16 protein-coding genes and 1 tRNA gene are annotated in these 19,235 nt (G+C 68.1%); 10 read left to right on the top strand and 7 right to left on the bottom strand.

Annotated features, from left to right (window positions below):
* Window positions 1–10 precede the first annotated feature (10 nt).
* The 4 genes from AC3ITN_RS13775 to trxA form a co-directional block, all read right to left on the bottom strand.
* On the bottom strand, window positions 11–469 hold the full coding sequence (locus AC3ITN_RS13775) for a DUF4442 domain-containing protein (RefSeq protein WP_489390865.1): 459 nt from the start codon (window positions 467–469) through the stop codon (window positions 11–13).
* A gap of 72 nt (window positions 470–541) precedes the next feature.
* A complete protein-coding gene (locus AC3ITN_RS13770; RefSeq protein ID WP_489390864.1) occupies window positions 542–2,167 on the bottom strand; it encodes a CHASE2 domain-containing protein in 1,626 nt (541 codons plus the stop codon).
* Window positions 2,164–3,828 carry a FecR domain-containing protein gene (locus AC3ITN_RS13765; RefSeq protein ID WP_489390863.1) on the bottom strand — a complete coding sequence of 555 codons (1,665 nt, stop codon included), beginning with the start codon at window positions 3,826–3,828 and terminating at the stop codon, window positions 2,164–2,166. The genes AC3ITN_RS13770 and AC3ITN_RS13765 overlap by 4 nt, the downstream gene beginning before the upstream one ends.
* 221 nt (window positions 3,829–4,049) lie before the next feature.
* Entirely contained in the window at window positions 4,050–4,904 is an 855-nt protein-coding gene (gene trxA / locus AC3ITN_RS13760; protein ID WP_313343262.1) for a thioredoxin, read from the bottom strand.
* 121 nt (window positions 4,905–5,025) lie between these two features.
* On the opposite strand from trxA, the gene AC3ITN_RS13755 reads away from it, so the two are divergent.
* The 8 genes from AC3ITN_RS13755 to AC3ITN_RS13720 all read left to right on the top strand — a co-directional run bounded on the left by AC3ITN_RS13755 (window position 5,026) and on the right by AC3ITN_RS13720 (window position 12,116).
* Entirely contained in the window at window positions 5,026–5,637 is a 612-nt protein-coding gene (locus AC3ITN_RS13755) for a DUF998 domain-containing protein (protein WP_313343265.1), read from the top strand.
* Between the two features lie 188 nt (window positions 5,638–5,825).
* Window positions 5,826–8,465 (top strand): leucine--tRNA ligase, encoded by a 2,640-nt coding sequence (gene leuS / locus AC3ITN_RS13750; protein WP_489390862.1) that lies wholly within the window; start codon window positions 5,826–5,828, stop codon window positions 8,463–8,465.
* Between the two features lie 152 nt (window positions 8,466–8,617).
* Entirely contained in the window at window positions 8,618–9,214 is a 597-nt protein-coding gene (locus tag AC3ITN_RS13745; protein WP_313343271.1) for an LPS-assembly lipoprotein LptE, read from the top strand.
* 27 nt (window positions 9,215–9,241) lie between these two features.
* Window positions 9,242–10,279 carry a DNA polymerase III subunit delta gene (holA, locus tag AC3ITN_RS13740; RefSeq protein WP_313343274.1) on the top strand — a complete coding sequence of 346 codons (1,038 nt, stop codon included), beginning with the start codon at window positions 9,242–9,244 and terminating at the stop codon, window positions 10,277–10,279.
* 5 nt (window positions 10,280–10,284) lie between these two features.
* On the top strand, window positions 10,285–10,950 hold the full coding sequence (gene nadD, locus AC3ITN_RS13735; protein WP_489390861.1) for a nicotinate-nucleotide adenylyltransferase: 666 nt from the start codon (window positions 10,285–10,287) through the stop codon (window positions 10,948–10,950).
* Window positions 10,951–11,008: 58 nt separating this feature from the next.
* Window positions 11,009–11,446: a ribosome silencing factor gene (rsfS, locus tag AC3ITN_RS13730; protein WP_313343280.1), complete on the top strand. Its 438-nt coding sequence runs from the start codon at window positions 11,009–11,011 to the stop codon at window positions 11,444–11,446.
* Between the two features lie 65 nt (window positions 11,447–11,511).
* Window positions 11,512–11,982: a 23S rRNA (pseudouridine(1915)-N(3))-methyltransferase RlmH gene (gene rlmH, locus AC3ITN_RS13725; RefSeq protein ID WP_313343283.1), complete on the top strand. Its 471-nt coding sequence runs from the start codon at window positions 11,512–11,514 to the stop codon at window positions 11,980–11,982.
* A gap of 57 nt (window positions 11,983–12,039) precedes the next feature.
* A tRNA-Asn gene (locus AC3ITN_RS13720) sits at window positions 12,040–12,116 on the top strand.
* A 199-nt stretch (window positions 12,117–12,315) separates the two neighbouring features.
* On the opposite strand, the gene AC3ITN_RS13715 is transcribed toward AC3ITN_RS13720, so the two are convergent.
* The 3 genes from AC3ITN_RS13715 to AC3ITN_RS13705 all read right to left on the bottom strand — a co-directional run bounded on the left by AC3ITN_RS13715 (window position 12,316) and on the right by AC3ITN_RS13705 (window position 17,029).
* A complete protein-coding gene (locus AC3ITN_RS13715) occupies window positions 12,316–15,141 on the bottom strand; it encodes a TonB-dependent receptor (protein WP_489390860.1) in 2,826 nt (941 codons plus the stop codon).
* A 184-nt stretch (window positions 15,142–15,325) separates the two neighbouring features.
* Window positions 15,326–15,985, bottom strand: coding sequence for an energy transducer TonB (locus tag AC3ITN_RS13710; RefSeq protein WP_489390859.1), 660 nt, complete (start codon window positions 15,983–15,985; stop codon window positions 15,326–15,328).
* Between the two features lie 309 nt (window positions 15,986–16,294).
* Window positions 16,295–17,029 (bottom strand): SIMPL domain-containing protein, encoded by a 735-nt coding sequence (locus AC3ITN_RS13705; RefSeq protein WP_313343290.1) that lies wholly within the window; start codon window positions 17,027–17,029, stop codon window positions 16,295–16,297.
* A gap of 130 nt (window positions 17,030–17,159) precedes the next feature.
* Here AC3ITN_RS13705 and AC3ITN_RS13700 point away from each other — a divergent pair, with 130 nt between their 5' ends.
* Together AC3ITN_RS13700 and rng are read left to right on the top strand one after the other, a co-directional pair.
* Window positions 17,160–17,741, top strand: coding sequence for a Maf family nucleotide pyrophosphatase (locus tag AC3ITN_RS13700; protein WP_489390858.1), 582 nt, complete (start codon window positions 17,160–17,162; stop codon window positions 17,739–17,741).
* Entirely contained in the window at window positions 17,734–19,221 is a 1,488-nt protein-coding gene (rng, locus tag AC3ITN_RS13695; protein WP_313343293.1) for a ribonuclease G, read from the top strand. Before AC3ITN_RS13700 ends, rng begins: the two co-directional genes overlap by 8 nt.
* Window positions 19,222–19,235 lie beyond the last annotated feature (14 nt).

The raw sequence follows: 19,235 nt of genomic DNA, 5'->3' as shown, positions 1-19,235 counted from the left end.
TGGCGTGTCGCTACGCGGTTCGCGCCTGCGGCTTCAACCGGATGTACACCTGCTTGCGCACCCGCGCCACGACTTCACCCTGCGCATCAACAATGTCATTGCTGAACCAGTGCAGGTATTTCCCGCCGCCAGCAGTTGCCGCCCGCAGCTGATCCAGCAACGCCTCATCCAACCGGAACTCGGCCGAGACAGTCCCACGGCCCGGTTTGAGGAATTCAATTTCACCCGCCCGATCCCACACGTAGTAATCGCGCCCCAGGTTCTGCATGACGGTGAGCATCCAGAACGGATCGGTCATCGCAAACAGGCTGCCACCAAAGTGGGTGCCCACGTAGTTGCGGTTCCACGGCCGCATGCGCAGCTCGACCCGCACATGGCGGTAGTCCGGGCTGACCTCGGTGACGTGGATACCGGCAAACAGGAACGGCGGCCACAGGTTGATGCCGTGGCGGAACAGGCTGGCCTTCATCGGGGGCAGGTCGGGCAGGGGAGGTGGGGGGAGTCTACCATTCGCCTGCGTATGGACAACGTCTGAAGCGGCTCAGCCGCCGGCATCCACCGCATAGCCGTCGCGGCCGGCGTCCTTGGCGCGGTAAAGCGCCGCATCGGCGCCTTCGAAGAAGTGCCGCGGCTCGCTGCTCGCGGTGGGAACGCGGGTGTAAAGGCCTACGGTCAACGTGATCTGCAGGGTCTGCCCGGGACCGGCCGGGACCCTGATGGCGCGTGCGTCGGCAATCAGCTCTTCCACCACCTGCACCGCGCCCTCGGCGCCGGTGTCAGGCAGGACCAGCGCGAACTCGTCGCCGCCGAAACGCGCGGCCATGTCGCGCGGGCGGCGTGCATGCGCGCGCAGCGTGGTGGCGATCCGGCGCAGCACCGCGTCGCCGGCCTGGTGGCCGTACAGATCGTTGTGCTGCTTGAAGTGGTCCACGTCGATCAGCACCAGCGTCAATGGGCGGCCGCTGCGGCGCGCGGCGCCATGCTCCTGCTGCAGTACCTGTTCGAAGCGCAGGCGGTTGCCCAGCCCGGTCAGTGCATCGCTGTTGGCCTGGCGACGCCATGCACTGATCCGCCACAGCGTCCACGCGCAGATCACCGCCAGCGTGCAGGTCAGCGCCGCCGCAGGCGCGAACCACAGGTTGCCCAGGCGCAGCAGCGCGAAGCTGGACAGCAGTGCCAACGGCAGTGCCAGCAGCGCGCTGGCCACCGCACGCGGCAGGGTCAGGCCCAGCGTGCACAAGGCCACCAGCAGGGCGCTCAGTGCAGCCTGCCACGGCGGTGCGAGCGGAGTGATGGCCTTGCCGCCCAGCAGCATGGAGGCCACATTGGCCTGGTATTCGGTGCCGCTCATCCAGCGCTCGCGCGTAGTGGGCGTCAGCAGGCGCGGCGCGATGCCGCTGGCGGTCATGCCGACCAGCACCAGGCGGTCGTGCAGCAGCGCTGGATCGACGTCGCCGTTGAGCACGTCCACGTAGGACACCTGCGGCACGCTGTCGGGCGGGCCGGCATAGCGCACGCGGACGAAATGGTTGCGCCGCCACTGGTACGGCGAAGCGGGGTGCGTGCCGGCGTCAAGCAGGCCGGGCAGCGGACCGCGCACGTCGGCCAGGGCCAGGCCCTGCGCGGGCCAGTGCGGTGAGCCGATCCCGGCGGTCAGGTACAGGCCGCGTGCCACGCCGTCGCCATCCACCTCGATATCGCTGTGGCCCAAGGTGGCCGCGTTGGCTGCGATCAGCGGGATGGGCAGCAGCTCTTCGGCCATGCTGGGGCCGCTGGCGGGGGCGGCGAGGACCGGCAACACCACAGTGCCGTTGCGGCGGATGGCGGCGGCCAGCTCGGCGTCCTGCGCGCTGTCCTGGCGGTCCGGTTCGGACAGCATCAGGTCCAGCACCACGCGGCGGCTGCCGGCCTGGGTGAGGCGGTCGAGGAGGCGGGCGTGAGTGGAGCGTGGCCATGGCCATTGCCCGATCTGCTGCAGGCTGTGGTCGTCGATGGCCACGATCAGCACCCGTGGGTCCGGAGCGTAGTCCCACGACCCCACGTAGGTGTCGTATACCGCTTCGTCCTGCTTCCAGAACCACTGCCCGTAGCTGGCCGCTGCGGCCAGTACGCCGACCAGCAGCGACAGCGCGATGCGCTTCGGCCAGGAGAGCGTCAGCGGCCTCACAGCAGCAGCAACAAAAGCAGGGTGCCGCCGGCGGCACCGTAGCAGCTGCGGCAGGGCAGCGGGACCTGCTGCGCCGGCGAAAACGGACCGGCGTAGCCATCGTCGTCGATGTACTGCACACGCGCATGCAGGGTGCCGTGCCACGGGCGCTTGAGCGATATCTCCGGTTGGTCGACCTGCTCATCCAGCACGGGATGGGCGAAATCGCCGGTGCGATCCAGCTGCACCCGATAGCGCTGGCCCGTTGTACCGGCCTGCCAGCGCAGCGTGAGCTGGCCCTTGGCGGCCTGCGGGGGCTGCAATGCCGGGTCCACCGGGGTGTCGGTGAGGGTCAGCGCGACCGGCTGGCCGAAGCGGCCACGCCGTCCGTCGGCATCACGCGAGGCAACGCGCCAGAAGTAGGCGCCGGGGGCCAGTTCCTGGGCGGCGCGCAGGTGGGTGCCGCCGCCTTCCTGCTCCAGCACGGGCTGAAGGAAGTGCGGGTCGCGGGCGATCTGCAGCACGCTGCCCGCGGCGCCGGCCACCTGGCTCCATTCAAAACGCGGGCGCGCACTATTGATGGTCTCGGTGTTGACCGGGCGCAGGGTCAGCGGGGGCGCCGGCTGGTCGAGCACCAGGAAATCCTGCTGCGCATCCAGCCATTCCACGCCGTCGGCGCTGACCGCCCGCACCAGCAGGCGCAGCGCGCCCGGTGCCAGGTCGGGCAGGACCGCGCGGGTGTCGGTGGTGTGCTGGGCGAACAGCAGCACCTCGGGTTGATCGGCGCGGACCACTTCCACCCGGTACTGCGCCGCGCGCTCAACCGACGCCCAGGCCAGCGCCGCCGGCAAGGCGTCCAAGCGCAGCTGGGCGGGGTCCAGCAACGGTGCGGGCAGCAGGTCTTCGGGCGCGTCCGGGCCGGCGTCCGCAGAGCGCGCGCGGCTGGCGTGGCCAGGGGTGACCAGGTGTTGGCCGCGGCGGTTGCCCACCTCCACCCGACCTTCCAGCACCTCGGTAGCTGCGCTGCGCCCGGCGTCGCCGGCACTGACCCGGAACACCGTGCCGCGCACGCTGCTGGTCGCGGTGGGGGCATCGATGATGTAACGCGAGGCGGGACCCTTGGCCGGCGTCACCCGGTTGCTGCTGCGTCCCTGTTCCAGCCGCAGGCGGGTATCGACCATGCCGGTGCTGCCGTAGCGGCTGAGCTGGTCCAGGCGCAGGTGCGAGTGCTCACGCAGTTGCAGCCGCGAGTCGTCGGCGAAGGCCAGGGTGACGCTGGCGTCCGCCCCGGTCAGCAGATGCTGGCCGATACCGAGCCGTTCGCCCTCGTGCACGTCGCGCAGCGATCCTGCGTCGCCCTGACGCGCCTGGACCCGGCCGCGGACGGCCAGCACGCGTGCGGGCGCGGGCTGGACCTGCAGCCAGGCGATGGGAAACTTCAGCTGGCTGCCCGGGGGCAGGCGGTAGGGATCCGTCACCCGGTTGTGCGACTGCAGGCGCTGCCACGGCACCGAAGGTTGCAGATAGCGGTCGCCGAGGTCCCACAGGGTGTCGCCCGGACGGACCCGGTAGGTCCAGTCCTGGGCGAGTGACGCAAACGCGGGCAGCAGCAGTGCAGCCAGCATCAGCAGGCGTGCGCACAGCCAGGCAGGGTGCGGCGAACGGGTCAAACTCACGGTCATCAGGGCCCTGCAGGAAGGGGCTCAGCCCTGCGGCCCCCATGGCCCAGACCTCATTCCCCCCGAATGGATCGCGGCGTTTCCGCAGCCGCCCCTTCATTATTGCGCGGGCGATGTGCAGGGTTTCTGAACGTGATACTCGTCACACCGCACGCTGCAGCGATCAGGTAGTGCTGAAAGCGACACGTGGCGCCAGGGCGCCACGATCCGGCCGGTGGCCGGGCTCAGAACAGCAGCTGGCCCATCAAGCGGCGGTAGCGTCCCACCAGCACGGCGTCGTCGATCACCCTGAAGGCATCGATCATCAGCTTGGCCGGCAGACCGGCGTCGTAACTGCGGTCCTGCTTCAACATGGCAAGGAACTGCTCCAGCGCCGCTTCGTCCTGGCCGCCCAGCAGCAGCTGCACCCCGCGCAGGTGGCGTGCCGCCAGGTCGCCGCCATCGGCGGCGATGCGGGCATCCAGGGTCTCGGCCGCCGGGGCGTCCTGCAGGGCGCTGGCGAAGCCCAGGCGGGCACGGGCGCGAACGGCGCGGTCATCGGTGGACAGATTGGCCGGCAGCGCATCGATCAGGGCACCGGCTTCGGCGGTCGCGCCGGTCTGCAGCAGTGCCAGGGCAAGATCGAGCTTGAGCTCTTCCCTGTCCGGCTCGGCAACGATGGCCGCACGCAGCACGTCGACCTGCGCCTGCGGATCCAGCGGTGCCGGCTCGGCAACCTCGGCCGGTGACTCGGCCGGGCTGATGCCGTGCTGGGTCAGGAACTCACGCAGCTGGCCTTCCGGCAGTGCGCCCGGGAACCCATCCACCAGCTGGCCGTCCTTGACCAGAAACACGGTCGGGACCGAGCGGATCTGGAACGCTGCGGCAATCTGCTGCTCCTTGTCCACGTCCACCCTGGCCAGTTCGAAGGCGCCGTTGTACTCGGCGGCCAGCTTCTCCAGCATCGGTCCCAGGGTCTTGCAGGGTTCGCACCAGGTGGCCCAGAAATCGACCAGGACCGGGGTCTGCAACGACTTCTGCAGCACGTCGGCTTCGAAGGTCTCGGTGGTGGCGTCAAAGACGTGGGGCAGTTCGCTCATGGTCGGAGGGTCAGCGTTATAGATGTACACAGTGTATGAGGTCGCCCATATTCAGAAGCAACCCCAATGCCGGTGCGGACGACCTATAGGCGACGGCGTCGTGCTGGCGGACAATGGCGGCATGAAGACGCTTCAACGATTCGATCCTCTGCTGGGCGCCGTCGCCGCCGTGCTGTTCCTGGCGTCGGTGGTCGGCTTCGGCGCTGCCTTGCCGGGCTTCCTGCCGCTGGGCCATCCGGTGGCGCTGCTGGGCGCGATCGGCGTGCCGCACGCGGGCGCGTTCGATCTGCTGGGGTTCGTGCTGCCGGGGCTGCTGGCCGCGCTGGTGGCGGTGCGCCTGCTGACGCGGGTGCCGGCCCTCGCGCCGTGGTCGCTGCGGGTGGGCGGCCAGATGCTGGTCCTGTCCGGCCTGGCCTTCGCCGCGATGGGCGTGCTGCCGCTGGACGCCAATGACATCCAGAGCCCGGCCAGCCAGTTCCATGCCAGCGCGTGGATGGTCTGGGTACTGGCCTTCGTGCCCGGCGCACTGATGTCCGGGCTGGGTGCGCGGCGCCTGCCCGGCTGGGGCCGGTTGGCCACCCTGCACCTGGTGGCGGGCATGGCGACCCTGCTGGGCGCGTTCGTGCTGCAGGCGGTCATGCCCGCACCGGTGGCGCAGCGCGTGGCTTTCGTGGCCTGGGCGTTGTGGCTGGCCGCCGCATTGCCGGTGGCGGCCACCGTTCGCCACCGCTGAGTGTCGGTTCCGGCTGAAATCGAGACCGGGGTGCGCGCACGGGCGCGTTCCGGGTTTCAGCGGGGAATGGCAATTCCCTGATATTTCAACGGGATGTGGTCGGTGGCGACGCAGATGCGACGGGGCGATTGGAGCCCTTTGCCGCACTGCGGTACGCTGTGCCGCTTTGCCGCCGCATCCGTGTTTCCATGACCAGCGTCGAACCCAACGTTTACGATCCGCAGCAGGTTGAATCCGCCGCCCAGAAATTCTGGGACGCCACGCGCGCTTTCGAGGTGAGCGAGACTTCGGACAAGCCGAAGTACTACTGCCTCTCGATGCTGCCGTACCCGTCGGGCGCGCTGCACATGGGCCACGTGCGCAACTACACGATCGGCGACGTGATCAGCCGCTACAAGCGGATGACCGGCCACAACGTGCTGCAGCCGATGGGCTGGGATGCATTCGGCCTGCCGGCCGAAAACGCGGCGATCAAGAACAAGACCGCGCCGGCCAAGTGGACCTACGCCAACATCGAGCACATGCGTGGCCAGTTCAAGGCCATGGGCTATGCGATCGACTGGTCGCGCGAGTTCGCCACCTGCACGCCCGAGTACTACGTGCACGAGCAGCGCATGTTCACCCGGCTGATGCGCAAGGGCCTGGCCTACCGCCGCAACGCGGTGGTGAACTGGGACCCCATCGACCAGACCGTGCTGGCCAACGAGCAGGTCATCGACGGCCGCGGCTGGCGTTCCGGCGCGCTGGTGGAAAAGCGCGAGATTCCGCAGTGGTTCCTGCGCATCACCGATTACGCCCAGGAACTGCTGGACGGCCTGGATGAACTGCCGGGCTGGCCGGATTCGGTCAAGACCATGCAGCGCAACTGGATCGGCCGCTCGGAAGGGCTGGAGATCCAGTTCGACGTGCGCGATGCCGACGGCAGCGCGCTGGACCCGCTGCGTGTGTTCACCACCCGTCCGGACACCGTGATGGGCGTGACCTTCGTGTCGATCGCCGGCGAGCATCCGCTGGCGCAGCACGCGGCAAAGTCGAACCCGGCGCTGGCCGCGCTGCTGGCCGAGATGAAGCAGGGCGGCGTGTCCGAAGCCGAACTGGAAACCCAGGAAAAGCGCGGCATGGATACCGGCCTGCGCGCCGTGCATCCGGTCACCGGCGCCCAGGTGCCGGTGTGGGTCGCCAACTTCGTGTTGATGGGCTACGGCACCGGCGCGGTGATGGCGGTGCCCGGCCACGACCAGCGCGACTTTGAATTCGCCAACAAGTACGGTCTGCCGATTCGCCAGGTCATCGCGGTGAAGGCGCTGCGCAAGGACGAGAGCGGCTACGACGCCACCCGCTGGCAGGACTGGTACGGCGACAAGACCCGCGACACCGAGCTGGTCAATTCCGAAGAATTCGACGGCCTGGATTTCCAGGGCGCCTTCGAGGCGCTGGCCGAACGTTTCGAGCGCAAAGCCCAGGGCCAGCGCCGCGTCAACTACCGCCTGCGCGACTGGGGCGTGAGCCGCCAGCGTTACTGGGGTTGCCCGATCCCGGTGATCTACTGCCCCAAATGCGGTGCGCTGCCGGTGCCGGAAGAACAGCTGCCGGTGGTGTTGCCGGAGAACGTCAACTTCGTGGGGACCGGTTCGCCGATCAAGTCCGACCCGGAATGGCGCAAGACCACCTGCCCGGAGTGCGGCGGCGCGGCCGAGCGCGAGACCGACACCTTCGACACCTTCATGGAGTCCAGCTGGTACTACGCGCGCTACACCTCGCCCGGTGCCCGCGATGCGGTGGACAAGCGTGGCAACTACTGGCTGCCGGTGGACCAGTACATCGGTGGCATCGAGCACGCGATCCTGCACCTGATGTATTTCCGTTTCTTCCACAAGCTGCTGCGTGATGCGCGCATGGTGGACAGCAACGAGCCGGCGCAGAACCTGCTGTGCCAGGGCATGGTGATAGCGGAAACGTACTACCGCCCGAATCCGGACGGCTCCAAGGACTGGATCAATCCGGCCGACGTGGACGTGCAGCGCGACGAGCGCGGCCGCATCATCGGTGCCACCCTGATCGCCGACGGCCAGCCGGTGGTGATCGGCGGTACGGAGAAGATGTCCAAGTCGAAGAACAACGGCGTGGATCCGCAGGCGATGGTGGGCAAGTACGGTGCTGATACCGTGCGCCTGTTCTCGATGTTTGCCGCACCGCCGGAGCAGTCGCTGGAATGGAACGAAGCCGGCGTGGACGGCATGGCCCGCTTCCTGCGCCGGTTGTGGGCGCAGGTGCAGAAGCATGCCGCCGAGGGCGTCGCCCCGGCGCTTGACGTGGCCGCGCTCAACGCCGAGCAGAAGGCGCTGCGCCGCAAGACCCACGAGACCATCGGCAAGGTCGGCGACGATTACGGCCGCCGCCACAGCTTCAACACCGCCATTGCGGCGGTGATGGAGCTGATGAACGCGCTGGCCAAGTTCGATGACGCTTCCGAACAGGGGCGTGCGGTACGCCAGGAAGCGCTGCAGGCCACGGTGCTGCTGCTCAACCCGATCACCCCGCATGCCAGCCACGCGTTGTGGCAGGTGCTGGGCCACGGCGAGACGCTGCTGGAAGACCAGCGCTTCCCGCAGGTCGACAGCAGCGCACTGGTGCGCGACGCGCTCACCCTGGCCGTGCAGGTCAACGGCAAGCTGCGTGGCACCATCGAGGTGGGCGCCGATGCCCCGCGCGACCAGATCGAAGCGCTGGGCCTGGCCGAGCCGAACGCGGCCAAGTTCCTGGACGGCCTGACCGTGCGCAAGATCATCATCGTGCCGGGCAAGATCGTGAATATCGTGGCCGCGTAAGCGGCCGGTGGGCGCGTGCCACGCAGTGCGCATTGTTACGTGCGCAGGACGATGGCGCGGTTTCTCAAGCGGTGTTCACGCAGGGTCGGGCATCGTAGGGGGTAACCATTTTTCCTGTTGCCGGGCGCGCCCGGCTCATCCAGACTGTGAACATGACCCGATTCCTGCTTGCTCTTGTCCTGACCGCGACCCTTGCCGGGTGCGGCTTCCATATGCGCAACAAGCTGATGCTGCCGGCCGATACCGCGGCGGTGAAGGTGGTGTCCACCGCGCCATACAGCGAGTTGGCCAAGCTGCTGCGCCGCGGCCTGCAGGCCTCCGGGGCGCAGATCGCCGACACCGACAGCAAAGAACCGGCCGCGCAGCTGCAGGTCCTCTCCGAGCGCTGGGGCGACCTGCCGATCGCGATCGATGCCCAAGGCCGTGCCCAGGAATACAGCCTGCGCTACGCGGTGATCTTCGTGTTCCGTCGCGAAGACGGCAGTGACCTGGTGCCGCAGCAGGTGATCGAGCTGTCCCGTGACTACGTGTCGCCGCCGACCGACGCCACCGGTACCACGACCGAACGCGAGATCCTCGCCGACGAACTGCGCCGGGAAATGTCCGCCTCCATCATGCGTCGCATCGACAGCGTGGTGCGTGCCGAGCTGGAACGTGGTCGCCTGCAGCCGCCCAAGCCGGCGCCGGCCAGCACCACGCCGCCGGCCACCGTGCCGGCCAGCCCGGCAACGCCGCCGCAGGGGCTCTGACCGGCCCGCCTGCGGACCGGCCGCCGAATGGAACTTCGCCCCGAACAACTTGCCAGCCAACCGGCCAGCCAGGCGCTGGCCCCGGTCTACCTCATTGCCGGGCCGGAAACGCTGCGGGTACTGGAGGCGGCCGATGCCATCCGCGCCCGCGCGCGCGCCGATGGTGTGAGCGAACGCGAGGTGTTCGATGCCGATGGGCGCGATTTCGACTGGAACCAGCTCGACGCCACCTTCAACGCGCCCAGTCTGTTCAGCGCGCGCCGGCTGGTCGAGCTGCGCCTGCCCAGCGGCAAGCCGGGCAAGGAGGGCAGTGAGGTCATCAGCCAGTTCTGCGCCAATCCGGCCCCGGACGTCATCCTGCTGATTACCTGCAACGAATGGAGCAAGGCCCACCAGGGCAAGTGGGCCGAGGCGGTCAGCCGCGTCGGCGTGCTCTCGGTGGCGTGGGCCATCAAACCGCACGAACTGCCCGAATGGATCGAACGCCGCTTGCGCCAGCATTCCCTCCGTGCCGATCCGGCGGCCGTGCAGCGCCTGGCCGAGCGGGTGGAGGGCAACCTGCTGGCTGCCGCCCAGGAGATCGACAAGCTGGCGCTGCTGGCCAGCGGCCAGACGCTGGATGTGGACACGATGGAATCGCTGGTGGCCGACGCCGCCCGTTACGACGTGTTCCGGCTGCTCGACGCCACCTTCTCCGGCCAGCCCGCCGCCGTGCTGCGGATGCTGGCTGGCCTGCGGGGTGAGGGCGAGGCGGTGGCTGCGCTGATGCCGATGGTGATCCGCGAGATGTTGTCCACCGCCGCGCTGGCGCGGGTGCAGGCGCGCGGCGGCAACCTGGCGGCGGAAATGAAGAGCCGGGGCATCTGGGAGTCGCGCCAGGCGCCGTTCAAGCGCGCGCTGCAGCGCCACCCGGAGGCCAAGCGCTGGGAGCGTTTCGTGGCCGAGGCCGGGCTGGTGGACCGCATGGCCAAGGGGCGCGCCGAAGGCGATCCCTGGCTGGGCATCGAGCGGCTGCTGCTGGCCGTGGCCGAAGCACGCGCGGTACGCCTGCTGGCCCGTGCCTGAGCGCGATGGGCCTGCGCATCCATTACGGTGGGACCTTCGACCCTGTGCACCTGGGGCACCTGGCGATCGCGCGCGCCGCGCGCGCCCAGTTGCAGGTGGCCGTGCGGTTGTTGCCGGCGGCGGACCCGCCGCACCGGCCCGCGCCGGGCGCCGATGCCAACCAGCGTGCGCGGATGATCGAACTGGCCATCGGCGACGAGCCCGGACTGCTGCTCGACCGGCGTGAGCTGGCGCGCGCACAGCGTGAGCCGGCGCTGCCGTCCTACACCGTGGACACGCTGCGCGAGGTGCGCGCCGAACTGGGGCCGCGCCAGCCGCTGGCCTGGCTGGTTGGGGCTGACAGCCTGCTGGCGCTGCCGTCCTGGCACGAATGGGAGTCCCTGTTCGGGCTGGCGCATTTCGTCGTGGCCGACCGCCCGGGCAGCTCGCTGGAGCGCAGCCTGCCGGCGCCGCTGGCGCAGGCGCTGGACGGCCGCTGGGCCACCCATGAGCGCGAGCTGTTCACACGCCCGGCGGGGCGGGTCCTGCGCCTGCAGGCGCCGTTGCGTGGCGAGTCTGCCAGTGCCGTTCGCGAGCGGATCGGCAGCGGCGGTGACTGGCGCGTGCTGCTGCCGGCGCCGGTGGCCGACTACATCGCCCACCACCGCCTGTACGGCGCCTCAGCACCGTGAATACGTTCAGGTGCTTCGAGTCGTATAATCCGCCTCACATTTATCGAGTCTCCCCGCTTTGAGCAACCAAGCCCAGCCCCAGACCATCAAGGTCCAACTGCCCAGCCCCGCACCGTCCAACGAACAGTTGCTGGAGTGCGTGCGCAAGGCAACCGAAGAACTCAAGGCCAAGGATCTCGTCGAAATCGACGTGATCGGCAAGTCCAGCGTCGCCGATTACATGGTGATCGCCTCGGGCACCTCGAGCCGCCACGTGAAGTCGATTGCCGACACGGTGGTGAAGTTCGCCAAGGAGCTGGGCGTGATGCCGCTGGGCGTGGAAGGTGAGCGTGAAGCCGAGTGGGTGCTGGTCGACCTGGGCGACGTGATCGTCCACGTGATGCTGCCGCGCGTGCGCGAGTTCTACGCGCTGGAGCGCCTGTGGACCGTTGGCGACCAGCCGCCGAGCCTGCTCGACGCCGCCGATGATGAAGAAGACGACTACGCCGCGCGCTGAAACACGCGTACGGGGTAACGACAACGGCGCCCGGTGGCGCCGTTGTCATTTGAAGGAGCACGTTGATGAAGGCCAGACTGATCGCTACCGGTGAGCGCGCGCCCAGTTGGGTGGCGCAGGGCTTCGCCGAGTATCAGAAGCGGCTGTCGCACTGGCTGCCGTTCGAACTGGTCGAGATCGAGCCGGGTCTGCGCGGCAAGGGCCGCGATGCGCGCCGTGCCACCGACGACGAGGGCAAGCGGGTCATCGCCGCACTGCCGAAGAATGCGTACGTGGTGGCGCTGGACGTGCCCGGCCGGCAGCTCAGCTCCGAGCAGCTGGCGCAGCGGCTGGAGCACTGGCGCGGGCAGGGCAGGGACCTGGCGTTTCTGATTGGCGGGCCGGAAGGGCACTCGGCCGAGGTGTCGGCGCTGGCCGATGAGAAATGGTCGATCGGCCCGTTGACCTTGCCGCACATGCTGGTACGGCTGGTGGTGGCCGAACAGCTGTACCGCGCAGCGGCGATGCTGGCCAATCACCCCTATCACCGCGCGTGAAGAAATTCGCCGCAAACGGGTTACAAGCCTCAAAAAACTGGTTACAATGCGCACCCCGCCCGAATAGCTCAGCCGGTTAGAGCACTTGACTGTTAATCAGGGGGTCGTTGGTTCGAGTCCAACTTCGGGCGCCAAGTTTGGAAGCCTCGCAGCGATGCGAGGCTTTTTTTTGCGCTCGTGTCTGGGCGGGTCGCGCAGCCACGCAGGGCGTGGCTCTACGATGGGTGGTCGCAATGCCCCGTAGAGCGACGCCCTGCGTCGCCGGGCGTGGTGCGCGATGGATGCAGAAAGCCCGGGCAATGCCCGGGCTTTCTGCTGTCACCGCTACGTCGATCAGTTGAACGTGTACTTCGCGCCTACCGTGAAGTAACGCCCGATCGCGCCGCTGAAATGCAGCGGGTTGTAGTTCACGCCGCCGTAGGTGGTCGGGTCGAGTGGTGCGGTGCGGTCGAACGCGTTCTGCACCGAGGCGTTGAGCTCGAAGGCGTCGGTGATGTTCCAGCGGCCGGACAGGTCGAAGGTGGTGAACGAGGCGATCTTCTCCACCGGGGTGCCATCGGCGTAGAAGGCCAGGTAGTCGCCACCGCGGCGGTCCTTGTTCTCCAGGCTGCTGATGTAGTTGACCACGCCGCTGACGCTCCACGCGCCCTGCTTCCAGGTGCTGCCGAAGTTGATGCGGTCTTCCGGCGTGCCGATGCAGTTGGTCACGTCGCAGTTGCCGTGGGTGCCGACGTAATCCACCGTGCTGTCGCCTTCGGTGCGCTCGAACTTGAGCACGTGGCTCCACTGCAGGTCCATTTCCAGCTGGCCCGGGCCGATGTCGAAGGTCTGGCGGATATCCGTGTCGATACCGCGTACCCGCGACGAGTTGGCATTCACGTAAGCGGTGTTGACCGCCAGGATGGTGCCGGTGCCCGGAACGCCGTTGATCAGGTCGGTATCGCGCAGCACATCGCCCGCCGCGATCGCATCGGCGGTACTGCCCTGGGCGATTTCGTCGGTCCGCTTGATCTGCCAGGCGTCCACGGTCAGCGAGGTGGTGGGCGTGGGCTGCAGCACGATGCCAAACGAGTAGCTCTTCGACTCTTCAGGCACCAGGTCCGGGTTCGGGCTGGTGATGATGGCCACCGGACGGGCACCGCAGTTGGTGGTGACATCGGCCGGCGGGCTGGCCGCGCAGCGGACCGGGTCGCGGGCGGTGGAGAACGCCGCCAGGCCACCGTCGCCGTTCTCTGCCGGGTTGGGCGCACGGAAGCCTTCGGCATAGGTGGCACGCAGCGCAATCCAGTCCGCCGGCGTCCACTTGATGCCCAGCTTCGGGGTGGCCTTGCCGTCGCCGCTTTCGTACTTGTCGTAGCGCACCGCGCCGGACAGTTCCAGCTGTTCCAGCACCGGTGCGGACAGTTCGACATAGCCGGCATAGACATTCTGCGTGCCGTCATAGGCCGAGTAGCCCAGGCCGATGATGTCGCCCTGGTCGGTGTAGGTCTGCGGAGTGAGGCTGTTGCTGGTCTTGCGCCACTCGGTACCAATGGCAAGACCGAGCGGGCCGCCCTTGAGATCGGTCAGGCTGCGCGACACGGTGAAGTCGAACATGTCCAGGCTGGACGAGGCGCGTGCGCTGATGTCCGGGGAGATGTAGTCGTACAGCGCCTGCGAGTTCTGGCCGGCGTTGTCGCCGATGCGCCAGGTGCCACCGGCGCAGGCCGGATCGCCCAGTGCGCACTGCACGGCGCTGTAGCGCAGGAAGCCGGTGCGCTTGTTGGTGAGTTCGGTACCCGAATGCAGGTACGCGGTGTCGTAGCTCCACTCACCCCAGTTGCCCTTGGTGCCCACCAGGAACCGGGTGAACTCGTTGGTGTTGGTGGTCACGCGCGGGCCCACGTCCCAGGCCGAATAGCGCAGGCGCGAGGCCTGGCCGGGGATCGGATTGTCCGGGTGGGTCGGCGAGAGCACCACGGCGCCGTCGCCACTGCTGGCGTTGCGCGGGCCAAGCGGGTAACCCCAGCTGCCGGATACGCCGGACGGGGTATTGCTGAACACCGTTTCCTTCTTCGAGTAGCCGATCTCGGTGTAGATCTCGCCCCCTTCGCCGTAGGCAAAGCTGGCGCGGCCGAACACGTTGACGTACTCCTCCTTCGGGCTCAGGTCGCGGTACAGCTGCGCCGGATCCCACAGGCAGCCGTCCTCGGCGATGGAGGCATCGGTCTGTCCGGGAATGGTGGTCAGACCCTGGCAGCCCGGCAGCGGCACCAGGAAGGCAGGGGTGGTGGCGGTCACATTGCGGTCGTCGAACACCGAGCCATTCGGACCGGAGCCGCCGCTGGTGCCGCCATTGAGGAACGCGCCACCGATGAACTGGGAGTCCGCGGCGGAAATGCCCCAGCGACGCAGGTCGCCGGTGCCGATCCACTTGCGATCCTTGCGGTCGCTGATCTTGATCGCGTCGGTCTTGCCAACGTCCAGGCTGAAGAACGCGTTCCAGCCGTCTTCGGCGATGTCGCCGGTACCGGCGGTCAGGGTGGCCTTCTTGGCATCGCCGTCGCCGTCGCCGGACTGGCCATACGAACCGCGCAGGATGGCCCCTTCAAAATCGCTGCGCAGGATGATGTTGACCACGCCGGCGATGGCGTCGGAGCCGTAGATGGCCGATGCGCCGTCCTTCAGCACTTCCACCCGTTCCACCGCGTCGAGCGGAATGGTGCTCAGGTCGGTGAAGACCTTCTGTCCGTCATCGGCCAGGCCATAGGTGGCCATGCGGCGGCCGTTCAACAGCACCAGGGTGGACCCGGCGCCCAGGCCACGCAGCGAGATGCCGGCGCCGCCACCGGCAAAGCCGTTGCCGAACGTCTTGGGAATAGAGCCGGCGCCATCGGAGGTAAGCGTCTGCAGGTACTCGGCCACGGTGGTCTTGCCGCTGCGGTCGATGTCCTGGCGCGTCACCACCTGTACGGGAGAAGGGGTTTCAGTGTTGGTGCGGGGAATGTTCGAACCCGTGACCGTGATGCGGTCCAGGTTGGTCGCGGCCTCCTGGGCCATGGCAGAGGAGGAGGCGAGGGCGCCGGCCAGCAGCAGTGCGCCGCCAGTGAGGGCCGAGGAGATGGAACGGGAAAGATAGGTGCGGCGGCTGCTGTTGAGCCGTTGGATCGGGTGTATCACAGCGTCTCTCCTGACTGGGAAAACCAGCGATGTCGGGTAGTCGGCGCCGGGATAACTGCTGGCGTCGGCGACAATCTAGGTTTCCGGCAGGTGACGTAAGAGTGAAAAATTGCTTAATTGGCGCGATAAGTGACACCCGTCAAAAAACGTGGGGAACCGTGTCCGGAACCCCACGTCATTCACGTTACTCCGGCAACGAGAAGCTCACTGGCACCAAGCCAATCGCCGACACGGCCTGCCCGTCAACCTGGGCCGGCACGAAGCGCCAATGACGCAGTACCTGCTGGCGGGCGGCGTTGTCCAGCACCCGTGAGCCACTGCTGCGTTCGATGACCACGCTGGCGGCCTTGCCGTCCGGGTCGACCTGCACGCGGAGCAGCACCGTGCCCTGTTGGCCGTCGCGGATGGCAGCGATCGGATAGGTCGGTGGCGGCGCGCTGCGGTACTGCAGCTGCACGCCTTCACCGGCGGCTGCCGGCGCCGGATCGGCCGGGGCCAGGGTGGGGGCCTGGATGTCGCTGGCCGGCAGCGGCGGTACCGCCAGCACGTCGTCGGCGCTGGCGGTGGGTGTCGGCAGCGGGGCCACGCGCGGGGCGGTGGTGGGCGCGTGGACCACCGGGACCGGCTTCTCGGGCTTGATCGGTTCGGGAGGCGTTGGGGTGGGGATGTCCGGGGTGATGATGCGCACCACGGTGCGGTCGCGAGGCAGCGGTGCGGCGACGTAGGCGGCGGGGATGAGCAGCATCATCAGGGCGAGCAGATGCAGGGCCAGCGCAGTGCTCCAGCCGAGCACGCGCGAGACGTCGATTTGCAGCGGTACCACCGGGGGATGCGTACGGACCATGCTCCACTCTCCTTGCGAGATATGCGTGCGGGAACATCAACGTGCAGGGGCTGGGGCCCCGCGATGACAGAAATACCGCGGGCCAGCGCGGGCAGGAAGTCATGCACCCGCGAGTGTTTGGCTGGCGGTCAGAATGTGTGGGAGGTAGCCCCGTTGGGGGGCGGTCACACCTGGGCACGGCGGGGCACACCGGGGCACACCAGGGCACGGCGGGGTAGAGCGGACTGTTGGTCCGCTGCTCTTCGGCCGGCCAGAAAGCAGCGGACCAACAGTCCGCTCTACCCCGTCGTTGCGCTTCGTGTTGCGCTGTTACCGTCCCAGGTCGAACACCACGTCCAGGTTCACCGATACGCTCGACTCGCCCGGCGATACCGGGGTGGAGATGTCCGCGGCCATCGGTGCGGCCGCCGCGCGCATCATCACGGGGCGGAAGTTGCCGCCGCCGCTTTCGGAAATGCTGACGATGCGGCGCACGCGCAGGCCGAGCGACTTGGCGTAGGTCTCGGCGCGGGCCTGGGCCTTCTTCAGCGCGGCCAGGCGGGCTTCGTCGTACACCGGTTCGGGCTGGTCGATCTCGAACTGCGGGCCATTGATCTGGTTGGCGCCCTGCGCGGCCAGCGCGTCCAGCACCTTGCCCAGCTTGGCAATGTCACGGACCTTCAGGCTGACGGTGTTGCTGGCCTGGTAGCCGGTGATCTTCGGCGCCTCGTTGTCGGCGTACCGGTACTGCGGGCTGAGGTTCACGCCGCTGGTCTGCACGTCACGCTCGGCGATGCCGGCGCCCTTGATCGCGGCCAGTACCTTGGTCATCTGCTCGGCGTTCTGGCGCATGGCCGTGTTGCCATCGGCGGCCTGGGTGACCACGCCCGCCGACAGGGTGGCCACGTCGGGCACACGCTTGGCCTCGGCATTGGCCGAGATGTTGAGCAGGGTGCCGTCGGCCGGCACGGCGATGGCGGGCTGGGACTGGGCATGTGCGGTCATCGAGGTTCCCAGGGCAAGGGACAGGGCGAGCAGCAACGGGGACAGGGTCGATCGGCGCATGTACATCTCCTTGTGAAGGCGTTGAGGTTGGTGTCGGAGCGATGAACGTCCGGTGATCTTCATCGGGGTTGGTGACGATTCGATGCTGTTGCTCGCGATTCAGACAGGGGCCGCGGGTTATGCTTCCGCGATGCTTTATCTTGCCTCCCGTTCGCCCCGCCGAACCGAATTGCTGACGCGCCTGGACCGACCGTTCCGCGCGCTCGACCTCGACGTGCCCGAAGTACGGGCCGCCGGGGAACCCGCCCTGGACTACGTGCAGCGCGTGGCCGCCGACAAGGCGCGCGCCGGTCTGGCGCAGGTGGCCGGCGAGCCGGACGCGGTGGTGCTGGGCTCGGACACCGAAGTGCTGCTGGACGGCGAGGTGTTCGGCAAGCCGGTGGACGCCGCCGATGCCCGCGCCATGCTGGGCCGGCTGTCCGGCCGCACCCACCAGGTGGCCACCGCCGTGGCGCTGGTCGCGGCCGGGCGCTCGGAGGGCGTGCTGGTGGTGTCGGAGGTGAGCTTCATTGAACTGGACGAGGCGGCCATTGCCGCCTACGTCGCCACCGGCGAGCCGATGGGCAAGGCCGGGGCCTACGCCATCCAGGGCGGGGCCGAACGTTATATCCGCCACCTGGCGGGAAGCTATTCGGGTGTGATGGGATTGCCCCTGCAACAGACCGAGCAGTTGCTGCTGGCGTTCGAATCGAAGGGAGTCGCCCGTGTCTGAAGAAATCCTGGTCAACGTCACCCCACGCGAGACCCGCGTGGCCGTCATCGAAAATGGCATGCTGCAGGAACTGCACATCGAACGTGGCTGGCGCCGCGGGGTGGTGGGCAACATCTACAAGGGCAAGGTACAGCGGGTCATGCCGGGCATGCAGGCCGCGTTCGTCGAGGTGGGGCTGGAGCGCGCCGCGTTCCTGCATGCCAACGACGTGGTGCGCCCGGCCCCGGTCGCCAGTCCCGATACCGACGGCACGACGCTGCCGCCGCCGTCCTCGGTGCCGATCGTGGAGCTGCTTCGCGACGGCCAGGACATCGTGGTGCAGGTGGTCAAGGACCCGATCGGGACCAAGGGCGCGCGCCTGACCACCCAGATCAGCATTCCGTCGCGCTACATGGTGCTGCTGCCGCAGTCCAAGGTGGTGGGCGTGTCGGCCCGGATCGAGGACGAGGGCGAGCGTGCCCGGCTCAAGGCGTTGGTCACCGAACTGTCGGCCCAGCACGGGGGCTACGGCTACATCGTGCGCACCAATGCCGAGGGCCAGCCGGCCGAGGCCATCGCCGAGGACGTCGCCTACCTGTCGCGGGTCTGGAACGTGGTCGAGCGCCGTGGCCGCGAGGCGGCCCCGTGCAGCGTGATCTACGAAGACCTGAGCCTGCCGCTGCGTTCGGTGCGCGACCTGATCCGCAAGGACGTGGACAAGGTCAAGGTCGATTCGAAGGAAACCTTCGCGCAGCTGCAGGCGTTTGTCGCCAAGTACATGCCGGTGCTGGCCGAGAAGCTGGAGCTGTACAGCGGCGACCGCCCGATCTTCGACATGTTCGGGGTCGAGGACGAGATCGGCCGCGCACTGGACAAGCAGGTGCCGCTCAAGTCCGGCGGCTATCTGGTCATCGACCAGACCGAGGCGATGACCACCATCGACGTCAACACCGGCTCATTCCTCGGCCAGCGCAACCTGGAAGAGACGGTGTTCCGCACCAACCTGGAGGCGGCGCAATCGGTGGCGCGCCAGCTGCGGCTGCGCAACCTGGGCGGCATCATCATCATCGACTTCATCGACATGGACGACCCCGAGCACCGTCGCCAGGTCCTGCGTACGCTGGAAAAGGCGCTCGCGCGCGACCACGCCAAGACCACGGTGTACGAGTTCTCGCCACTGGGCCTGGTCGAGATGACCCGCAAACGCACCGTTGAAAGCCTGGAACGGCAGCTTTCCGAGCCGTGCCCGGAGTGCAGCGGGCGCGGCTCGATCAAGACCGCCGAAACGGTCACCTACGAGATCTTCCGCGAGATCACCCGCGCGGTACGCCAGTTCGACGCGGCGCGCCTGCTGGTGATCGCCTCGTCCAAGGTGGTGGCGCGGATCACCGACGAGGAATCCACGGCGGTGGCCGAGCTGGAGGAATTCCTGGGCAAGTCGATCCGCTTCCAGGCGGACGAGCAGTACCTGCAGGAGCAGTTCGATGTTGTTCTGCTCTGACCTGGGCTCGCCTG

Source organism: Stenotrophomonas sp. KH_036_B (assembly GCF_057839485.1).
The sequence above is the reverse complement of the archived record's forward strand: the minus strand, read 5'-3'. Positions and strand labels throughout refer to the sequence as shown.

Coding starts and splice junctions, on each gene's coding strand:
- AC3ITN_RS13775 (WP_489390865.1), bottom strand. CDS start 469: ATGAAGGCCAGCCTGTTCCGCCACGGCATCAACCTGTGGCCGCCGTTC.
- AC3ITN_RS13765 (WP_489390863.1), bottom strand. CDS start 3,828: ATGACCGTGAGTTTGACCCGTTCGCCGCACCCTGCCTGGCTGTGCGCA.
- trxA (WP_313343262.1), bottom strand. CDS start 4,904: ATGAGCGAACTGCCCCACGTCTTTGACGCCACCACCGAGACCTTCGAA.
- AC3ITN_RS13755 (WP_313343265.1), top strand. CDS start 5,026: ATGAAGACGCTTCAACGATTCGATCCTCTGCTGGGCGCCGTCGCCGCC.
- leuS (WP_489390862.1), top strand. CDS start 5,826: ATGACCAGCGTCGAACCCAACGTTTACGATCCGCAGCAGGTTGAATCC.
- AC3ITN_RS13745 (WP_313343271.1), top strand. CDS start 8,618: ATGACCCGATTCCTGCTTGCTCTTGTCCTGACCGCGACCCTTGCCGGG.
- holA (WP_313343274.1), top strand. CDS start 9,242: ATGGAACTTCGCCCCGAACAACTTGCCAGCCAACCGGCCAGCCAGGCG.
- nadD (WP_489390861.1), top strand. CDS start 10,285: ATGGGCCTGCGCATCCATTACGGTGGGACCTTCGACCCTGTGCACCTG.
- rlmH (WP_313343283.1), top strand. CDS start 11,512: ATGAAGGCCAGACTGATCGCTACCGGTGAGCGCGCGCCCAGTTGGGTG.
- AC3ITN_RS13710 (WP_489390859.1), bottom strand. CDS start 15,985: ATGGTCCGTACGCATCCCCCGGTGGTACCGCTGCAAATCGACGTCTCG.
- AC3ITN_RS13705 (WP_313343290.1), bottom strand. CDS start 17,029: ATGCGCCGATCGACCCTGTCCCCGTTGCTGCTCGCCCTGTCCCTTGCC.
- AC3ITN_RS13700 (WP_489390858.1), top strand. CDS start 17,160: ATGCTTTATCTTGCCTCCCGTTCGCCCCGCCGAACCGAATTGCTGACG.